Annotated in this window: 18 protein-coding genes; 4 read left to right on the top strand and 14 right to left on the bottom strand. The window is 71.7% G+C overall.

Annotated elements, in window-relative coordinates:
- Positions 1–7: 7 nt before the first annotated feature.
- Positions 8–730 (bottom strand): hypothetical protein, encoded by a 723-nt coding sequence (locus AB0J72_RS17800; protein ID WP_363399919.1) that lies wholly within the window; start codon positions 728–730, stop codon positions 8–10.
- A 237-nt stretch (positions 731–967) separates the two neighbouring features.
- Here AB0J72_RS17800 and AB0J72_RS17795 point away from each other — a divergent pair, with 237 nt between their 5' ends.
- Positions 968–1,582, top strand: a complete 615-nt coding sequence (locus AB0J72_RS17795) for a hypothetical protein (RefSeq protein ID WP_363399917.1) — start codon at positions 968–970, stop codon at positions 1,580–1,582.
- A gap of 54 nt (positions 1,583–1,636) precedes the next feature.
- Here AB0J72_RS17795 and AB0J72_RS17790 read toward each other — a convergent pair whose 3' ends face one another.
- Together AB0J72_RS17790 and argG are read right to left on the bottom strand one after the other, a co-directional pair.
- Positions 1,637–2,404 carry a hypothetical protein gene (locus AB0J72_RS17790; protein WP_363399915.1) on the bottom strand — a complete coding sequence of 256 codons (768 nt, stop codon included), beginning with the start codon at positions 2,402–2,404 and terminating at the stop codon, positions 1,637–1,639.
- A gap of 210 nt (positions 2,405–2,614) precedes the next feature.
- Entirely contained in the window at positions 2,615–4,063 is a 1,449-nt protein-coding gene (gene argG, locus AB0J72_RS17785) for an argininosuccinate synthase (protein ID WP_363399913.1), read from the bottom strand.
- Between the two features lie 110 nt (positions 4,064–4,173).
- On the opposite strand from argG, the gene AB0J72_RS17780 reads away from it, so the two are divergent.
- Positions 4,174–4,503 (top strand): DoxX family protein, encoded by a 330-nt coding sequence (locus AB0J72_RS17780; RefSeq protein ID WP_344514894.1) that lies wholly within the window; start codon positions 4,174–4,176, stop codon positions 4,501–4,503.
- A gap of 2 nt (positions 4,504–4,505) precedes the next feature.
- Positions 4,506–5,360, top strand: coding sequence for an RNA polymerase sigma-70 factor (locus AB0J72_RS17775; RefSeq protein WP_363399911.1), 855 nt, complete (start codon positions 4,506–4,508; stop codon positions 5,358–5,360).
- 42 nt (positions 5,361–5,402) lie between these two features.
- On the opposite strand, the gene AB0J72_RS17770 is transcribed toward AB0J72_RS17775, so the two are convergent.
- The 8 genes from AB0J72_RS17770 to AB0J72_RS17735 all read right to left on the bottom strand — a co-directional run bounded on the left by AB0J72_RS17770 (position 5,403) and on the right by AB0J72_RS17735 (position 13,873).
- A complete protein-coding gene (locus AB0J72_RS17770; RefSeq protein ID WP_363399909.1) occupies positions 5,403–6,692 on the bottom strand; it encodes a cellulose-binding protein in 1,290 nt (429 codons plus the stop codon).
- A gap of 131 nt (positions 6,693–6,823) precedes the next feature.
- The gene (locus AB0J72_RS17765; protein ID WP_363399907.1) at positions 6,824–8,446 is read right to left on the bottom strand and encodes a DUF885 domain-containing protein; all 1,623 of its coding nucleotides are present in this window, start codon (positions 8,444–8,446) and stop codon (positions 6,824–6,826) included.
- Positions 8,447–8,911: 465 nt separating this feature from the next.
- Positions 8,912–9,580 carry an NAD(P)-binding domain-containing protein gene (locus AB0J72_RS17760; protein ID WP_363399905.1) on the bottom strand — a complete coding sequence of 223 codons (669 nt, stop codon included), beginning with the start codon at positions 9,578–9,580 and terminating at the stop codon, positions 8,912–8,914.
- A gap of 76 nt (positions 9,581–9,656) precedes the next feature.
- On the bottom strand, positions 9,657–10,070 hold the full coding sequence (locus tag AB0J72_RS17755) for a hypothetical protein (protein ID WP_363399903.1): 414 nt from the start codon (positions 10,068–10,070) through the stop codon (positions 9,657–9,659).
- A gap of 156 nt (positions 10,071–10,226) precedes the next feature.
- Entirely contained in the window at positions 10,227–11,003 is a 777-nt protein-coding gene (locus AB0J72_RS17750; RefSeq protein WP_363399902.1) for a hypothetical protein, read from the bottom strand.
- Positions 10,996–11,658 (bottom strand): hypothetical protein, encoded by a 663-nt coding sequence (locus AB0J72_RS17745; protein ID WP_363399900.1) that lies wholly within the window; start codon positions 11,656–11,658, stop codon positions 10,996–10,998. The genes AB0J72_RS17750 and AB0J72_RS17745 overlap by 8 nt, the downstream gene beginning before the upstream one ends.
- A gap of 49 nt (positions 11,659–11,707) precedes the next feature.
- On the bottom strand, positions 11,708–13,054 hold the full coding sequence (locus tag AB0J72_RS17740) for a S9 family peptidase (RefSeq protein WP_363399898.1): 1,347 nt from the start codon (positions 13,052–13,054) through the stop codon (positions 11,708–11,710).
- Positions 13,055–13,117: 63 nt separating this feature from the next.
- On the bottom strand, positions 13,118–13,873 hold the full coding sequence (locus AB0J72_RS17735) for a helix-hairpin-helix domain-containing protein (RefSeq protein ID WP_363399896.1): 756 nt from the start codon (positions 13,871–13,873) through the stop codon (positions 13,118–13,120).
- Positions 13,874–14,064: 191 nt separating this feature from the next.
- Here AB0J72_RS17735 and AB0J72_RS17730 point away from each other — a divergent pair, with 191 nt between their 5' ends.
- Positions 14,065–15,180, top strand: coding sequence for an aromatic ring-hydroxylating dioxygenase subunit alpha (locus AB0J72_RS17730; RefSeq protein WP_363399895.1), 1,116 nt, complete (start codon positions 14,065–14,067; stop codon positions 15,178–15,180).
- Here the strand turns inward: AB0J72_RS17730 and AB0J72_RS17725 are convergent.
- Genes AB0J72_RS17725 through AB0J72_RS17715 form a run of 3 tightly spaced genes read right to left on the bottom strand, consistent with a single transcriptional unit; the run spans position 15,172 to position 17,580 of the window.
- Complete coding sequence (locus AB0J72_RS17725) at positions 15,172–15,687, bottom strand: GNAT family N-acetyltransferase (protein WP_363399893.1); 516 nt, start codon at positions 15,685–15,687, stop codon at positions 15,172–15,174. The genes AB0J72_RS17730 and AB0J72_RS17725 overlap by 9 nt on opposite strands.
- A gap of 31 nt (positions 15,688–15,718) precedes the next feature.
- Positions 15,719–16,357 carry a response regulator transcription factor gene (locus AB0J72_RS17720; RefSeq protein WP_363400041.1) on the bottom strand — a complete coding sequence of 213 codons (639 nt, stop codon included), beginning with the start codon at positions 16,355–16,357 and terminating at the stop codon, positions 15,719–15,721.
- A 2-nt stretch (positions 16,358–16,359) separates the two neighbouring features.
- Complete coding sequence (locus AB0J72_RS17715) at positions 16,360–17,580, bottom strand: sensor domain-containing protein (RefSeq protein WP_363399891.1); 1,221 nt, start codon at positions 17,578–17,580, stop codon at positions 16,360–16,362.
- Positions 17,581–17,659 lie beyond the last annotated feature (79 nt).

Genomic DNA, 17,659 nt, shown 5'->3' with positions numbered 1-17,659 from the left:
AGAGCGTTCAGGGGGCCCAGCGTTCGCTGGTGAAGGTGCCGTTCGGGTCGAGCAGGACGACGTGGATGTTCGCGGCGTGGCGGCCGGAGCGGGTTCGGGTGGTGAGGTCGCGGTAGCGCGGGAAGTCCGGCAGGACCATCAGCGACTCGTGGCCCGGGTGGCTGTCCAGCAGCATGGTGGCCTTGAGCAGAGCCTGGCTGAACCAGTGCCCTGCCTGCGTGCTGGGCTGGGTCGGTTTCACCTCGCCGGCCCGGCGAGGATCGGCATAGCCGGCCGAGGGCCAGCCCTTCACCTCCGCGCCCAGGTGGCGGGAATCCTTGTAGGCGACCACGTCGACGCCAGGGGCTTTCGTCGCCGTGTCGGCCATCGAGGCGATCGACCAGCCGTGGCGGAAGAGCAGTGCGGCGAAGGCCGACTGCACCGCACCCTCCCACGGCCAGCTGCGGTAGGGCGATGACGTCGTGACGGCCGGCTGCCGCGAGGTGGGGACGTCCACCGTGTGACCGACGATCTCCAGGCCGAGGCTCCGCAGGTGCCTGAGGGCGGTGTGGCTGGTGAACTCGGTGCGTGGCACGCCGGCGGCGAGCTCGAAGGCCTGCTTGACGGGGTACACGACGCCACCGATGCGGACGCCGTGCTGGCGGACCGGCTCTGGATGGACGCCGCGCAGCCGGCTGGTCACCTTGGCCGCGTCGAGGTGCATGGCTGAGCCGTTGAGCACGAACCGCATGGTCGTCGGATCCTTGCTGCGTCGGAAGGGCGGCGAGGGATCACCGTAGGACTCTCCGGCGATGATGCGGTACAGCCGAGTGTCCACAACCCCGCTGGCTGAGTGACGGCTGGTTCAAGTGGTTCGTTGTCGAGGTCGCGACATCGGGGGTGGTGAACGGAGGCATTGCGGGGGCCGTGCTCTGGGGTACCGACGGCGAAGAGCGCCGCTGTGTAGGCCGAGTGGGAGGTCGGAGTCATGGGAGTGGTCAAGGGGCTTGCGTTGCTGACGGTCGGGGCGGTCGCGGGGGCGGCGGCGTTCGTCGGCTATGGGGCGATGTACGGGGACGTCGAGCTGGACAAGGTCGGGAACTACACGTCGACCGGCGGGAAGAAGGCCGAGGTCGTCAAGTTCAAGCTGGCGCCCAGTTCGGAGCAGCTGGCGAAGTGCATGCCGAAGGTCAAGGTCGACGTGAGCGTCGCGCTGGAGACCGATGTGAAGGGGTTCGACGTCTTCGACGTCAGGGTCAGCGGTGGGCCGGCGAACACGGCGTTCACGGTGTTCCTGCTCGAGGTGCCGGCGGCGCCGTTCGGGGCGGCCGAGTACGTGGGGGACGTGTTCACCGACAAGTACGGCAAGGGGCGGACCGAGCTGCGGGTGATCGCGGAGGAGGCGTTCTCCTCGACGCTGGTCGGCAAGGAGCGGGTGCGCAAGGAGCTGGGGCACGTGGGCATGTGGTTCGCGGACCCGGCCGGGGACGACTTCTGCCTCGGGGCGGGGCAGGGGCCGGTGACGCCGTTCGACGGGGACAACGAGGCCGGGGTGCAGGTGTTCAACTCCGCGCCGTCTCTGCCGAAGGCGCCGCTGCCGTAAACCGCACGAGGCGGCACCCGGATGGCCGGGTGCCGCCGTTGTTGTGCCGGAGGTTCAGCTCTCAGCGGTGCGGACGTTGCCGGTGGCGGCCCGCGAGTGGATGCCGCCGTCCTGGACCGCGTAGACGCTGACCAGGTAGTACGTGTTCTCGGGGAACCCTTCGACGAAGTGCGACATCGGCCCGGTGCCGGGGTTGGCCGGCAGGAACCAGGTGTTGCTCCGCTGCACCCGGCTCGGCTGGCCCTTGTCGTTCCAGACGGTCTGGTCCCAGCTGATCGACAGGTAGAAGCCGGTCTCCGTGGTCGCGTTGTCGGTCCAGTTGAACCAGAGCGAGTGAACGCCGGCCGACAGCTGCAGGTCGGTCGGCCCCGGCAGGGCCACGTTCACGTCGGTGAAGCCCAGGACGCGGTTCAACGCGACCGGTGTGGTCCCGTCCGGCCAGTTGGCCACCGACACCACGACGTGGTGGTCGCCCGGCATCGTGGGCAGGGCGACGGTGACGTCGTACCCGTTGTTCTTGGTGCCGTTGGGCAGGTTGGCCGTGGTGCCGCCGACGATCGTGCCGTCGATGGCCACCCGCACCTGCAGCGGGCCGCCGTCGGGGTCGAGCGCCCAGCCGGTGGCCCGCACCGCGGTGCCCAGGTTGGTGAACGTCACCGTGCCGACCGGGGAGTCGTCGGTGCCCTCCGGCGGCTCGCCGACGCACGACGGCGGCGGCACCGGGTCGTTGCAGCGGCTGACCGCGTGGGCCGCCGACGCCGGCACGAGCGCGGCGGCGCTCAGCACGGCGGTCGTCAGCACTGCCTGTATCTGTCTGCGCATCACATCACGTCCTCATCAATTCGGACACGGGGGCAGGAAACCCCCGCATGCGGTCGCACGCTAGCCAGCCCGCGCAAGCGGTCGGATTTTGTACTCCGGCCGCCTGACCTGTGCAGACGTCGATCAGCGACAACCGTGATGTGTCAGAACGCCGACTGTGAACAGCAAAACGGGGACCCGCGAAGGGTCCCCGCTCGCAGTAAGGACGGATCAGTCGGTGCCGGCCTCCATGGCGGCCGCGTCGAGGAACTCGTCGCCCGTGACGACCTTGCCGCGGGAGGCGATCTCCTCCGCGCCGCCCTCGGGCATGGTGCCGATCAGGCGGGTCGACTGCTCGGCCGCGGAGACGAGCTGGCGGTGCTGGCCGCTGCCGACGATGCCGATGCGGGCGTACTGCTCGAGCTTGGCGCGGGAGTCGGCGATGTCGAGGTTGCGCATGGTGAGCTGACCGATGCGGTCCAGCGGGCCGAAGGCGGAGTCCTCGGTGCGCTCCATGGACAGCTTGTCGGGGTGGTAGCTCAGCGCGGGGCCCGAGGTGTTGAGGACCGAGTAGTCCTCGCCGCGGCGCAGGCGGATGGTGACCTCGCCGGTGATCGCGGAGCCAACCCAACGCTGGAGGGATTCGCGGAGCATGAGGGCCTGCGGGTCCAGCCAGCGGCCCTCGTACAGCAGGCGTCCCAGGCGACGGCCCTCGTTGTGGTACGCGGCGACGGTGTCCTCGTTGTGGATCGCGTTGACCAGGCGCTCGTAGGCGGTGTAGAGCAGGGCCATGCCCGGCGCCTCGTAGATGCCGCGGCTCTTCGCCTCGATGATGCGGTTCTCGATCTGGTCGGACATGCCCAGGCCGTGGCGGCCGCCGATGGCGTTGGCCTCCAGGACGAGGTCGACGGCGGAGCCGAACTCCTTGCCGTTGATCGTGACAGGGCGGCCCTGCTCGAAGCCGATCGTGACGTCCTCGGCGGCGATCTCGACCGCGGGGTCCCAGAAACGCACGCCCATGATGGGTTCCACGATCTCGATGCCCGTGTCGAGGCGTTCGAGCGTCTTCGCCTCGTGGGTGGCGCCCCAGATGTTGGCGTCGGTGGAGTACGCCTTCTCGGTGCTGTCCCGGTAGGGCAGGCCGTGCGCGAGCAGCCACTCGGACATCTCCTTGCGGCCACCGAGCTCGGTGACGAAGGCGGCGTCCAGCCACGGCTTGTAGATGCGCAGCGCGGGGTTCGCCAGCAGCCCGTACCGGTAGAAGCGCTCGATGTCGTTGCCCTTGAACGTGGAGCCGTCGCCCCACACCTGGACGCCGTCCTCGAGCATCGCGTTGACCAGCAGGGTGCCGGTGACGGCGCGGCCCAGCGGGGTGGTGTTGAAGTAGGTGCGGCCGCCGGAGCGGATGTGGAACGCGCCGCAGGCGAGCGCGGCCAGGCCCTCCTCGACCAGGGCGGCGCGGCAGTCGACCAGGCGGGCGATCTCGGCGCCGTACGCGCCGGCGCGGCCGGGGACCGAGGCGATGTCGGGCTCGTCGTACTGCCCGATGTCCGCGGTGTAGGTGCAGGGCACCGCGCCCTTCTCGCGCATCCACGCGACAGCTACGGACGTGTCCAGGCCGCCGGAGAAGGCGATTCCGACACGTTCACCGACGGGCAGAGAGGTGAGCACCTTGGACATGCCGTAAGTATATGCATCACACTGCATGGTGATGCAACTTGTTCCGCAGGGTGATGTGACGGATGACACTCGCATGTCACGTTCGGCGCCGCGGCATCCGTCCCGCGGTCATGACTACGTCAATCACCATCGCCGCAGCACTCTGGGTCGGGTTCTCCGCCGTGTCGGTCTTCATGCGGGCCAAGTGGGTCGTCGAGCCGCTCGCGGCCTACGGCGTCCCGGCCACGTGGTGGCCATGGCTCGGCGTCGCGAAGGCGGCGGGTGTACTGGGGCTGCTGGCCGGACTGTTCGTCCCGGCCGTCGGCGTGGCGGCCGGCATCGGCCTCGTCCTGTACTTCACCGGGGCGGTCATCACCGTCCTGCGGGCGAGGTCCTACTCACACGTGATGTTTCCGCTGATGTACATGGCTCCGGTCGTCGGCGTCCTGGTGCTGTACTGATCATGATGACCGACGAGTTCGAAATCCATCGCCGATTGGTTTTCTCCGTGGCGTACCGCATCCTCGGCAGCGCGTCCGACGCCGAGGACGCGGTCCAGGACGCGTGGCTCAAGTGGTCCTCCGTGGACCGCTCACAGGTGGCCGACGCCAAGCCGTACATCGTCCGCATCGTCACGAACGTGGCCATGGACCGGCTCCGGTCGGCGCGCTCCCGGCGGGAGGTGTACGTCGGGCCGTGGCTGCCGGAGCCGATCCCCACCGAGCCGGGCACGGACAGTGGTGAGTCGCTGTCGATGGCGCTGCTCGTGGTACTGGAGACGCTGAGCCCGCTGGAGCGCGCCGTGTTCGTGCTCAAGGAGGCGTTCGGGTTCACGTACGCGGAGATCGCCGCCGCCGTCGAGCGCTCCGAGGACGCCGTCCGGCAGGTCGGGCACCGCGCCCGCGAGCACGTGCACGCGCGCCGCCCCCGGTTCCACGCCGGGCAGGCCGCCCAGCGCCAGGTCACCGAGCGGTTCTTCGCCGCGGCGACCGGCGGCGACATCAACACGCTCATGCAGCTCCTCGCGCCGGACGTCACCCTGTGGACCGACGGCGGCGGCAAGGTGCGCCAGGCGACCCGCCCGGTCACCGGCGCCGAGCGGGTCGCGGCGTGGTTCGCGACGCTCGGTCAGCAGCCGTACCAGGGGGTGCAGCTCGCCGACATGCGCGTCGACCTCGTGGAATTCAACGGCGGACCGGGCATCGTGTTCCGCGGCGCCGGCCGGGTCATCGGCACCATGACGCTCGACCTCGACGACCAGGGCCGCATCGCCGGCATCTACAACGTCGCCAACCCCGACAAGCTGCAGGCGCTGTGACGCGGGTGCCGCGAAGGCACGGCACCCGCGTCAGCTGGGTGATCAATACCCGTAACGGCTCTTCAGATGGCGCCACCAGTCGCGCAGCATCCAGGCGTCGAACTCGGTGATCGACGAGGCCGAGCCGGCCTTCATGAGGAAGCCGCCGACGCCGGTGGGCGTCCAGTCGTAGAAGTCGTCGAGGCCGAAGCTATGGCCTATCTCGTGCAGCAGGATGTGGATGTTGTCGTTGTTGAGGGCGCCGACGAAGTACTCGCTGCCGACGCGCTGACCCCAGTCGCCGCCGGCGCCGCCGTTCATGCCGGCCGTCAGCCACAGCGACATGTCGTAGTGGTGCGAGGCGCCGCCCGGACAGTTCGGGTAGTTGCCGCTCTGGTTGAAGAACCGGCCGCACGGCTCGGAGCACTGCGGCGCGTTCTCGCGGATGTTGTTGACGTAGACGTCGACCGAGTTGTCGGACCACTGCAGCGTGGCCCGGTCGCGGACCGCCCAGCCGACGACCTTCAGCGGCACGTTCTGGTACGGCCAGCCGTTGTGCCCGGCCATCACGTCCATCCACTTCTTGAACTGCCGCGCCAGCGACGCCTGGATCTGGTCGCGCAGCGCCGCGCTCACCGGGGCGCTGGAATCCCAACGGACGCAGTAATTGATGCTGCCCCGGTTCGCGAAAACCTGGTCCCAGCCGTAGTTGCGGAACCCGTACGGGTTGGAATACGTCGACTCGACGTGCTGCCAGACCTGGTTGAGCGGGGTGACGAGGTTCGCCGGCGGGTTCCAGCCGCTGGTCGGCGGCGGCGTGGTGCCGATCGCGGTGCTGTACGCCCGGAACTCGAGGACCCCGACCGACGCGGCGCCGCTCTGCAGGACGAGGCGCAGCCGGCTGGTGCTGACCGGGGTGAAGTTCACGGCGTTGTACTGGTTCACGGCCGTGGCGTAGCCCGACGCGCCGGCCACGTCCACATAGGACGAACCGTTCCACGACTGCAGGCGCCAGCTGCCGGGTGTACGGACGCCGCCGCCGTCATCGAAGAAGTAGATGTCCGATGAGCGGATGGATTGCGTCGACGCCCACGTGAGCAGGACCCACTGTTCGCCGGTGTTCGGCCACGTGCCCCAGCGCCGGTTGACGGTGTCGTTGGAATTCGCGGGGTCGATGCCGTCGTTGACCGCGGCGACGCTCTCCCACGGCGAAGTGTACGAGGCGCTGGCGGTGGCCGACCGGGCCAGGTTGTCGCTCTGTCCGGGGGCGGCCTGCGCGGCGGTCTCCGCCACCGTGAGTCCGCCGGCGAGTATCGCGAGGGTGGCGAGGGGCAGGACGAGTCTTCGCAGCATGAGCGCGGTTCCTTCCGTTGCCGGTTGCCGAAATCCTTTTCGGAACCGTGCCAACGTTGCCCATGCGTGTCAATGCGTTGTGTGGGCGACCCGTACCCGAAACGCTTGCCGAAATAGTTTCGGCGTGAAAGTTACCAGCGGGACGTGATCAGGTCCTCGAGGGTGTCCAGCGGCAGCGGCCCGTGGGCCAGGACCTCGTGGTGGAACGCGCGGATGTCGAACGCCGGCCCGAGCGCCGCCCGCTCCCGCTCCCTCAGCTGTTGGATTCGCAGCCGGCCCAGCATGTACGCGAGGGCCTGCCCCGGCATCGCGATGTACCGGTCGACCTCGTTGGCGATGTTGGTCTCCGACAGGGCGGTGTTGTCGCGCATGTACGCGATCGCCCGGTCCCGCGACCAGCCGAGATGGTGCATGCCGGTGTCCACGACGAGCCGGCAGGCCCGCCACGCGTCGAACGACACCATGCCGAGCCGGTTCAGCTCCGACGTGTACAGGCCCATCTCGTCGGTGAGGCGCTCCGTGTACAGGCCCCAGCCCTCGCCGTGCGCGTCGAAGTAGGTGAACCGCCGGAACCGCGGCAGGTCCGCCCGCGACTGCGCGACCGCGATCTGCAGGTGATGCCCCGGCACGCTCTCGTGGAACGCGAGCACCTCGTACTCGAACCGGGCCCGCGACTCCGGCCGGTATGTGTTGACGACGTGCGCCCCGGGCCGCGAACCGTCCGCGGCGGGCGCGACGTAGTAGCCGAGCACCGAGTTCTCCGCCTCGGCGGCGTCCATCTCCCGCACCACGCAAGGCGCCGTGTCGTACTTCCTGAACCAGTCCGGCACCGCCTCCTCGGCGTTGCGCAGCGCCGTCGTGACGGCGTCGACGATCTGCCCGGCGTTGTCGAACCGCAGCTCCCGGTCGTCCCTGAGCCGCGTGATGACGTCGTCCGCGCTCCTGGCGTTCAGCGCCCGCCCACCACGGTCGGCGAACTCCTCCCGCAGCCCCGCGACCAGGTCGAGGCCGATCTGGTGGATCTCCTCCGGCCCGAGCTCGGTCGTGGTGTACGCCGCGATCAGGGTGCGGTAACCGTCGGCGCCGCCGGGCACGTGACACAACCCGACCTGGTCCCCTGAGCGGGCGACCGGCAGCAGCTGCTCGTCCAGCACGGTCCGGAACCGCCGCAACGCCGGCCGCACGTGCTCCGTGACCAGGTCCGCGGCCTGCTTCGTCTGCGCGACGTCGCGCTGCAGCAACGGGTCCCGCTCCAGCGGCGTGCTCAGGTACGCGTCGACCTGCGCGATCGCCTGCCGCACACCCAGCGCCGTGGGGAACCGCCCGTCCTGCGCGGCCTGCTGGTACCGCGCGACCCAACCGTCGAAGAAGCCGCCGAGTTTCGCGAGCCGGGTCAGGTAAGCCGCGTCACCCGTCGTCGGCATCGTCGAAACGACCTGCGCGACCGGCCCGGCGATGCTGGCCGTCACCGCCACCTCGCTGACGCCGTCCTTGGAGATCCGCTGCTCGTCCCGCAGCAGCCGGCCCAGGATCGTGTGGCTGATCTTCTCCTGCGTGCTGAGCCCGGCCGTCTCGACGGTCTTGAGCTCCGCTTCGACCTGCTGGAGCGCGGCCCGGTGCCGGCCGGCCGCGGCCCTGCCGGGATCGGGGACGTCGGCGTCGTGCCCGTCCACGCCGAACACGGTGGCCGCGAACGGCTCAGCCGCGAAGTGCAGCCGGAAGTACTCGTCACCCAACCGCGCCAGCGTGTCCATCGCTCCACCGTATCCGGTCACCAGCCCCGGCCGGCTCGACGCTTGCCCTGGCGCCCGGCCGAGCCGCGCCTGGTCATCACCGCTCAATCTGCCCGACGGCGGCCGGCCCGCGCGGCGCGGTAGCCCGCGGCCCGCCGTCACGGCTCGGCTTGCCTGTGGGGCCCGCGGCCGGCCGGCCGTCACGGCTCGCTTGCCCGCGCGGCGCGGCGGTCCGGTGGCCCGTGTGTGCTCGTCAGCGCTCGACCGCCACCCGTTACGCGCCGATCGGCCCCGCCCTGGACAGCCGGCCAGGTCGTCCGTGTCCGGCTGTCGGCGGCGGCCCTGCTCGACGGGTCGTTGGCGCGGCCCTGTGGTGGCGCGGCGCTCGGTAGCCACCCGAACCTCCGGTCGGCGCGGGGCCCGACGGCTGGCCGCGCCCCGCTCGGCGCTGCCCTGGTGGCCGGCCGGGGCGTCCGTGTCGGGTGGTCAGCGCTTGGCCTGGGCGACCGCCGTCCGCAGCTGGTCCGCGGTGGCCTGGTGGCCGACCGGGTCGTCGAACGTGCCATACGGCGGCCCATACGCGGGGGTGTCCGGCTGGAACCGCCACCCGTCCGCGAGCTTCCCGACGTCGACGGCGTCGTAGCCGATGGTGTCCAGGAACTCGACCACGGCCCGCTTCGCGGTCTCGTCGTCGCCGGCGATCGGCAGCGCGCTGCGGTCGTCGGCCTGGCCGGGCCGGGCGAGCGAGCCGAGGTGCTTGAAGTAGATGTTGTTGAACACCTTCACAACGTGGGCGCCGTCCAGGTGCCGCTGCAGCAGCTCGCTGCTGGTCGTGTCGGCGTTGTCCAGCTCGGCGAACGAGCCGTCGCGCTGCGGGTAGTAGTTGTTGGTGTCGATGACGGCCTTGCCCTTGAGCGGCTCCGCCGGCACCTTGTCGAAGGCCTTGAACGGCACGCTCACCACCACGATGTCCCCGGCGGCCGCCGCGTCGGCCGACGTGGCCGCCCGTGCCCGCGGCCCGAGCTCGGCGACGAGATCCTGCAGCGTCTCCGGCCCCCGCGAGTTGCTCACCACCACGTCATACCCGGCCGCGACCGCCAGCCGAGCCACCGTCCCGCCGATGAACCCACTTCCGATGAACCCGATCGTCGTCATACCGCCGACAACCTCGCCCACCACGGACCGATTCCCTCCTGGCCGCCGCGACCAGGGTGATTTCTCGGACACGACCTCATGCGTGGTCCAGGAGGTAGTTGCTGGGCCCCCACTTGATCAGCCACTCCTCGTAGATGCCGGGCCGGCCGCACGCGAGGCACCGCAGCCCGACGCAGATCCAGCGCACGTCGTCGTCCTCACGCAGCGAGAACCCGACCGCCGCCGCGAACTCCTCCTCGCCGCACACGCAGGCGCAGACCACCTGCACCTCGTCGTCCTCGTCCCAGTATTCGACGCTGTCGGCGATGAACGCGTGCTGCCCGCACCCCAGACACGTCCGCCGGGCGGCCTTCGCCGTGTCCATCACCCGCACCTCGAACCGCCCGCCGCCGCACGACCCGCAGACGGACTCCCGCACCTCGTCGACCGGATACTCACCGACCCCGGGCCGCCGGAGGAAGGCGGCGAGCTCCTCGAAGTCCGAAGCCATGCGCCCCTCCCTCCAACTCCACGTCGATGCAACCGAGCCTATCCACGAGGTACGACACTTTTCCCAGCGCACGAAGGCGGCGATCCTGATCAGCCTGGTCTGGCACCGAGCAGGCGACGGCGCCAACAGACGGACACGCCAACGCGAACCTGACGGTCACCCAGCGGTCAGAAGCCTCAGCGCCGCCTGGCCCTGTCCGCGGACGTCGCCGCCCAGCGCGCGCCACGCCGGGTGGCTGTCCGGCAGTGCCTTCCGCAGCACCTCGACCCGGCGCCGGTCCGAGCCGGTGAAGCTCTCCCGGTCCGCGTACGGATCCTCCAGGCAGCACAGCAGCGCGGCCGCGTCGGACAGGTGCCGGTCCCGGTCGCGGGTGTCCGTCTGGTACGCGGCGGCCTTCAGTACCAGAGCGCCGAACGCCGACGGGATGCTGACGGTCGTGACCCGGTCGGGGGTGATCGGGAGCCGGGCGTTGACCGTGCGGCGCAGCGCCTGCGTGCCGCCCTCGATCGCCACCATCGTCCGGCCGCGCAGCTTCTCGACGACCCTGGGCGCGGGATGGTCCGCGATGAGGACGTCGACCTGGTCCGGCGTGCTGCTCAGCAGGTCGACCGTGGCGGTTCCGCGCCGGAAACGGTGCGCGATCGCGACCCGTGGGTCGGTCGGGGGCGCCAGTTCGTACCCGAGAGACTCCAGCGCGGAGGCTGCCGCCGCGGCGACCCCTCGGGTGGTTTCGATGTGCAGGACGATGTCGACGTCGTTGGTGGCGCGCACGACATCGAGTCCATGGTGCATGCAGTGCAGCTGCGTCATCAGGCCGCCGACGAGCGTCCAGTGCTCGTGCGGGAGGATCGCCTCGATCTCGGCGACGTTGGGCCACGGCGGCAGCCAGCCGCCGCGCGGGCCGGGAATGTCGATGGTCTGGCGGTCAGTCACGGAACCGGGCCAGTGCGCTGGTGAGGGCGTCAAGGCCGGTGCGGCGCTCGCGGACGTCGAGGGACTCCGCGAGGTCCAGCGCCGCCAGCACCGGCCCGGCGCTCGCCAGCTGGGCGACGACGTCGAGCGGCATGCCGGTGGCCCGCAGCGTGAACGGTCCGGCCTCGTCGGGGATCAGGCCGTGGCGGGCGGCGATCGCGTCGAGCTCGGCGGCGGCGACATAGCCGTCGACGGACGCTGTCGCGGTCAGGCCGAGCGCCTCGGCCGCCCGGGAGGTGTCCACCACCTGCCCGCGGAGCCTGCCCGCGGTGCTGGTGTGGCCGGTGTACCGCGAGGCGACCGCCCTCCCGCGGGCGCGTCCGACCAGCTCTTCGGCGGTCATCGCGTGGAGCTGCCTGCGCAGGCGGGACCGCTGGGCGGTGCCGACCCAGCCGGCGTCGTGGCCGGACAGCAGCGCGACGGCGCCCCAGGAGGTCGGGCTCGACCAGGCCCGCCACCGGTAGCTGCCCCGGCTCGCCAGATACCGCTCGACCGACATCGCGTCTATGACGCCACGCGCGAGGGACCGCAGCACGCCGGCCGCGACGAGGTGCTGCACCTGGCGGGTGGACACGCCGAGTCGAGCGGCCGCGTCCCCGACCGTCACCAACTCCATGACAGATAGCTTCGCTTTCACGAAGCTATCTGTCAACGCGAGTGGAGTGTCAACGAGCCCGATGGAGTTCGAAGAACCGGATCGTTTCGGCGAAGTCATCGCCGATGAGGTGCACCGGGGCGCCGGCGTCGACGGGCGGGCGAGCCAGGGGGCGGAGGAAACGCGGCGCTGGGGCGGGTGGGGTGACGGCCGCGGCGGTGAACGGGCCGCCCGCCGCCTCCAGGGCCGTCGGCCCGCCGCTGCCCTCGCCGTGGATGAAGACCTGTGTCGCGAGGCCGGAGTCGATCAGGTGTGACGCCACCGTGCGGCAGTCCGCGGCGTCGGCGAAGTCCTCGATGTCGACGACCGTGAAGCCGTGCTCGTTGAAGCGCCGCACCTGGTCGAGATCTGGCGGGCCCGCGGGCACGCGCACGACCGTGGGAGCGCCGGCCGCGCCGTACACCAGCGCCACCAGCAACCGGTCGCCGTCGACCGGCACGGGGATACGCGAGGGGGCAGGGGCAGCGGCGGACGCGACGACCCTGCGGAAAGAGCCAGCCGGGTTCACGATCGCGAGCTGCTGCCCGAGCGTCGATTCCGAGCCGACCAGGGCCACTGAGGAGCCCCACGCCGTCAAGGAGGGTTTGATCATGGTGTACGGGAGGGGAACGGCCGAGCCGTCGAGCAGCAGCCGGTGAGTGGGGCCCTCGCGCACGAGCATGGCGATCCGGCCGTCGTCGAGGAAGCAGTACGACGCGTTGCCCAGCTCCCACGGCGGCGCGGCGCAGTCGGCGGGCATAGGGGCGATGGCCGTGCCGTCGTGGCGGTACAGGTTCCACCAGCCGGTCCGGTCGGACATGAAGTACAGCATCCCGTCGGGGCCCCAGCGCGGCTCGGTCGCCGCCTCGTCCCCGCCGCCCGCGACGCGCATCGGGTCGCCGATGTCGCCGCCGGGCTCGTAGCCGGCGACCCACACCTCGCCCGCGTCCCACGGCATGTCCTTCGCGCTCCACCACGTCCAGGCGAGCATGCCGCCCGCCGGCCGCGGCGCCCCGAAGAACCCCGCGGCCTCGGCCAGGACCCGTAACGAACCTCCGTCGAGCGGGACCGCCACGAGCGCGTCGCCGGTCGCGTCCTCCCGGACGGCGAGGAGCTCACCGTCGCCGAGCGCGAGGTCGCCGAACGCCCCCTCCGCGACCAGCGTCGAGCCGCGGAACAGGCCGTCCGGCGTGGCGCACCAGATCGCGTCCGGCGTGACCACGAAGTCGCCGCCGCCGTGCACGTGCGCCCCACCGCCGACGCTGACGCCCGGCGGGGTCACGTCGACCGGCTCGCCGCCCGGCTGCCACCGCATCAGCCGCGCCCCGTCCACCCAGTGCAGCGCGTCCCGGTGGGAGTCATGTCTCAGGTCGTGCACGACCCCGATTCTCCACGCCGCCGCTGCCCGAGGCCGGCGAGGAGGGTGTCCAGCGTGTCGAGCTCAGACATCCAGCACCCGGCCCTCCGGCGGCCGCTGCCAGGGCATCCTCGGCGGCGTGCAGGTCAGCCGGTCCCGCAGCGGAGCGAACTCGTGCGGCGCCAGGCCGGCGGCGGACGCGAACTCCTCCACGCTCGCGAACCCGGCGCGCCGCCCGCGCTCGGCGACGGTCCGGCGCACCCGGTCCAGGTCGAACCCGGGCAGCCGGGCCAGGTCCGCCGCGGAGACGGTGTTCACGTCCACGACGGCAGGCGCCCCCTTCCTCAACGCGACGGCGGGCGGCGCTTGGCTGAATGCGGGCGGCACCGGGTCGGAGTAGGCGGACGACGAGGTGAAGCCGGCTGTGGGCGCCGGCTGCCGCCAGGTCGGCGGCGGGGCGGACGGCTCGGCGTACCAGGGGACATAGCCCGCCCGCCACTGCAGCCACGCCGAGTTGATCAGGCAGGCGTGCACCACGCAGACGAACCAGAGCACCAGCAACGCCCCCAAGGCCCAGTAGGCGGCGGCGGAGGGCTGCTCTTGCGAGGAGACGAGGATGAACAGGAAATCGGCCCAGCCGAGCACCGAGTACGCGATCCCGGGGAGCCACCAGGCCGGCCGTCTGGCGCGCAACCCGATGTAGAAAAACCCGGCGCCGCCGGCGCAGCTGTGGCCGAGGATCGGCAGCAGCAGCCACCAGCTCTGCCGGATCCGCCAGCTCGGATCCGCCGCCGGGTTCGGCCCGTACTGCGGCGTGTACGGCCGGAACGCGTCAGGCACGATCGACACCTCGCTGCATCTCGAGGACGGGCTCGTCGAGCGCACGACTGTAGCAACCGCGCCGCCACGTCTCCGACACGATCGAGCCAGGTGGGAGGCTGGCTGTTCGCCACCTTCACGGCAACGCGCGGCCCTCGATGGACCGATGCCGGCGCGTTCCCCTTCGGCGTGGGGCGGGTCATGATGGGGGGATGGAAGCGCCGGTGGAGCGGGGGGCCGTTGAGGCCGCGTTGTTGCCGTTCGGGTCGTCGCGGATGCTGCCCGCGGCGGCGTACACCGACCCCGCGGTGCTGGCGTGGGAGCGGCGGCACCTGTTCGCGGACGGGTGGACGTGCGTGGGGCGGGTCGACGAGCTGCGGGAAGGGTGCACGCAGCGGGCGGTCACCGTCGGCGACGTCGGGGTGCTGCTGACCTTCCCGGCCGGGGCCGTCCGCGCGTTCGCCAACGTGTGCCGGCACCGGGCGCACGAGCTGCTGCCGGACGGGGCGTCGAACGGGCGGCCGTCGGCCGTGTGCCCGTATCACGGGTGGGCGTTCCGGCTCGACGGGAAACTCGCGACCGCGCCCGGGATGGGGGCGGTCGACGCCGGCGAGCTCGGCCTGATCGAGCTGCCCGCCGCCGAGTGGGAGGGGTGGCTGTTCGTCAACGCGGGCGCCCGCGCGGAGCCGTTCGGCGAGCACCTGGGGGACCTGGATCGGTTGCTGCGTCCGTACGGGATGGGCAAACTCCAACTGGGTGCCAGGCACGAATACCGGGTGGCCGCCAACTGGAAGGTGATGATCGACAACTATCACGAGTGCTACCACTGCCCGCTGATCCACCCCGAGCTGTGCAAGGTGTCGCCGCCCACGTCGGGGGACAACTGGGCGTTGCCGGGGGCGTGGGTCGGGGGCTCGATGGACCTGCGGCCGCACGCGACCACCATGTCGTTCGACGGCAGCGGGCCCGGGCACTTCATCCCCGACGCGCCGCGCCGCACGGTGCTGTACGTGGGGCTCTTCCCCAACCTGCTGGTGTCGGCGCACCCGGACTACGTGATGACGCACCGGCTGACGCCCGTCGAGCCGGGGCAGACGACGATCGAGTGCAGCTGGTTCTTCCCGGAGGGGTTCACCGAGACGGCGTACGCCGTCGACTTCTGGGACCTGACGAACCGGCAGGACTGGGCCGCGTGCGAGTCGGTCCAGCGCGGCCTGGCCTCGCCGCACTTCGTGCCTGGGCCGCTCGCCCCCAACGAGGACGCCGTCTACCAGTGGACGACCCTGATCGCCGAGGCGTACCTCGGCCGCGGGATCCGCTTAACCTAGTTTCTTCGTCAGGGTCTCGAACTGCAGGTCGTCGCGCAGCGGGCGGCCGAAGCGCTCGTCGCCGTACGGGAACGGTGACAGCTCGCCGGTCCGGGCGAAGCCGCGCCGCTCGTACCAGGCGATGAGGTCGTCCCGCTGGACGATCACCGTCATCCGCAGCTCGCCGGCTGCCCACTCGTCCCGGGACCGCCGCTCGGCCTCCTCGAGGACCGCCCGGCCGAGCCCGTTGCCCTGCTGGCGGGGGTCGACGGCGAACATGCCGAAGTAGACGTACCCGTCGCGGCGCTCCAGCTGGCAGCACCCGACGACGCCCCGCTCGTCCTCCGCCACCAGGACGAAGCTGGTGCCGATCGCCGCCGCGACCATCTCCGGGTCGGCCCGCTGGCCTTCGAGGAGGTCCGCCTCGGTCGTCCACCCTTCGCGGCTGCTGTCCCCGCGGTACGCGCGCTGCACCAACTCCACCAGCGCCGGCACGTCACCCAGTACAGCACCCCGGAACTTCACCATGCCGAGCATTATGCAGCCTGCTCACGACGGGTCAGCGGTGGTCGAGGTAGCTGAGGACGGCGAGGACGCGGCGGTGGTGGTCGCCGGACGGGGGCAGGCCGAGCTTCGCGAAGAGGGAGTTGATCAGGTTGTTGACCGACTTCTCCGCGATGACGAGGCGGGCGGCGATGGCGGCGTTGGAGTGGCCCTCGGCCATAAGGCGGAGGACCTCGGCCTCGCGGCCGGTGAGGCCGTCGAGCGTGGACGGCTGGTGGATCAGCTGCGCGACGACCTCCGGGTCCATGACCGTGCCGCCGGCGGCGACGCGGCGGACGGCGTCGACGAACTCGCGGACCTCGGCGACCCGGTCCTTCAGCAGGTAGCCGACGGCGCCGGACCGGTCGGCGAGGAGGTCGCGGGCGTAGAGGCGCTCGACGTACTGGGACAGGACGAGCACCGGCAGGCCGGGCACCGCGCGGCGGGCGGCGACGGCGGCGCGCAGCCCCTCGTCGGTGAAGGTCGGCGGCAGGCGGACGTCCACCACCGCGACGTCCGGGGCGGCGGCGACGATCCGGTCGGCGAGGCCCGCGCCGTCGGGGTCGGTGGTGGTGACGTCGAACCCGTACGCGGTCAGCATCCGGGTCAGCCCGTCCCGCAGCAGTACCTGGTCCTCGACGATCAAGACGCGCACGGTCAAGACTCGCACGGCAGTGACATCTCCAGCACGGTCGGGCCGCCCGATGGGCTGCTGACGTGCAGGGTGCCGTCGAACGCGGACAGGCGGCGCTGGATGCCGAGCAGGCCGGTGCCCCGGGACGGGTCGGCGCCGCCGCCGCCGTTGTCGCGCACCGTGATGTGTACCGCGTCGCCCGCGTCCACGAGCGCGATCCGGATCTCGCCGGCGCCGCTGTGCCGGATCGCGTTGCCCAGCGCCTCGGCGGTGGCGAAGTAGGCGGCGGCCTCGACGGGCGCCGCCAGCCGCCGCTTCAGCCGCAGGTCCAGCTGTACGGTCACCGCGCTGCCCAGCACGAGCGCGTGCACGGCGGCGGCAAGGCCCCGGTCGGCGAGGACGGGCGGGTGGATGCCGCGGACCAGGCCGCGCAGCTCGGTGAGCGCGGCGCCGGCGCCGGTCCGGGCCTCGGCCAGCAGGGCCTTCGCCACCGCCGGGTCGTCGTCGATGACGTCCGACGCGACGCCGAGGTGCATGGCGAGCAGGACCAGCCGGGCCTGGGCGCCGTCGTGCAGGTCGCGTTCGATGCGGCGCAGCTCGGCGGCGGACGCGTCGACGGCGGCCGCCCTGGTCGTGGTGAGCCGGTCGACGCGGGCCGCCAGCCGGGCCGCGGACGTGGGCGCGAGCAGCGCCCGGGCCAGCGCATCCTGGGCCCGGACCAGGTGGCGCGGCAGCCACACCGCGACAGCCGTGAGGCCGGCGCCGACCGGCACCAGGATCCAGGTCAGCGGTCCCGAGCGGCCGGTCCACTCCAGCACCGCCGGGTCGTAGCCCGTCGGCGACGGCAGCAGGGCGCGCAGCGCGGGCGCGGTCACGCACTGGACGGCGGCGAGCCACAGCGCGACGGCGATCACGAAGCCGCCGACGCCGGCCACGAACTGGCACGGCAGCCACAGCAGGTCCCGCCACGTCGCCGGGTCACGCACCACGGTCCGCAGCCGCGCCAGCGGCCCGCCGGCGAGCGGCACGTACGGGGCGGGCACCGCCGCGGCCCTGCGCTGCACGCCTGCCAGCTTGCGGCAGGCCCACAGCGCGGCCGCGAACAGGAGCACTCCCGCTCCGGCGGCGAGGCTCGCCGGTACAGACGCCGCAAACGAAACCAGCAGCACCGGGGCGGGCAGTCCGACGGCCGCGCCCACCGTGAGCCGGCGCAGCTCGGCCAATCGATCACGAAAGTGGTTCACGGCACCGACGGTAGGCGGCGCCGGGGCGGGCCGGACAGGGTGCGGACACCTGAATGCACTGGGGTGTCGCCGCCCTGGG

Source organism: Dactylosporangium sp. NPDC049742 (assembly GCF_040674675.1).
In the GTDB taxonomy this organism is placed as follows: Bacteria; Actinomycetota; Actinomycetes; order Mycobacteriales; family Micromonosporaceae; genus Dactylosporangium; species Dactylosporangium maewongense.
The sequence above is the reverse complement of the archived record's forward strand: the minus strand, read 5'-3'. Positions and strand labels throughout refer to the sequence as shown.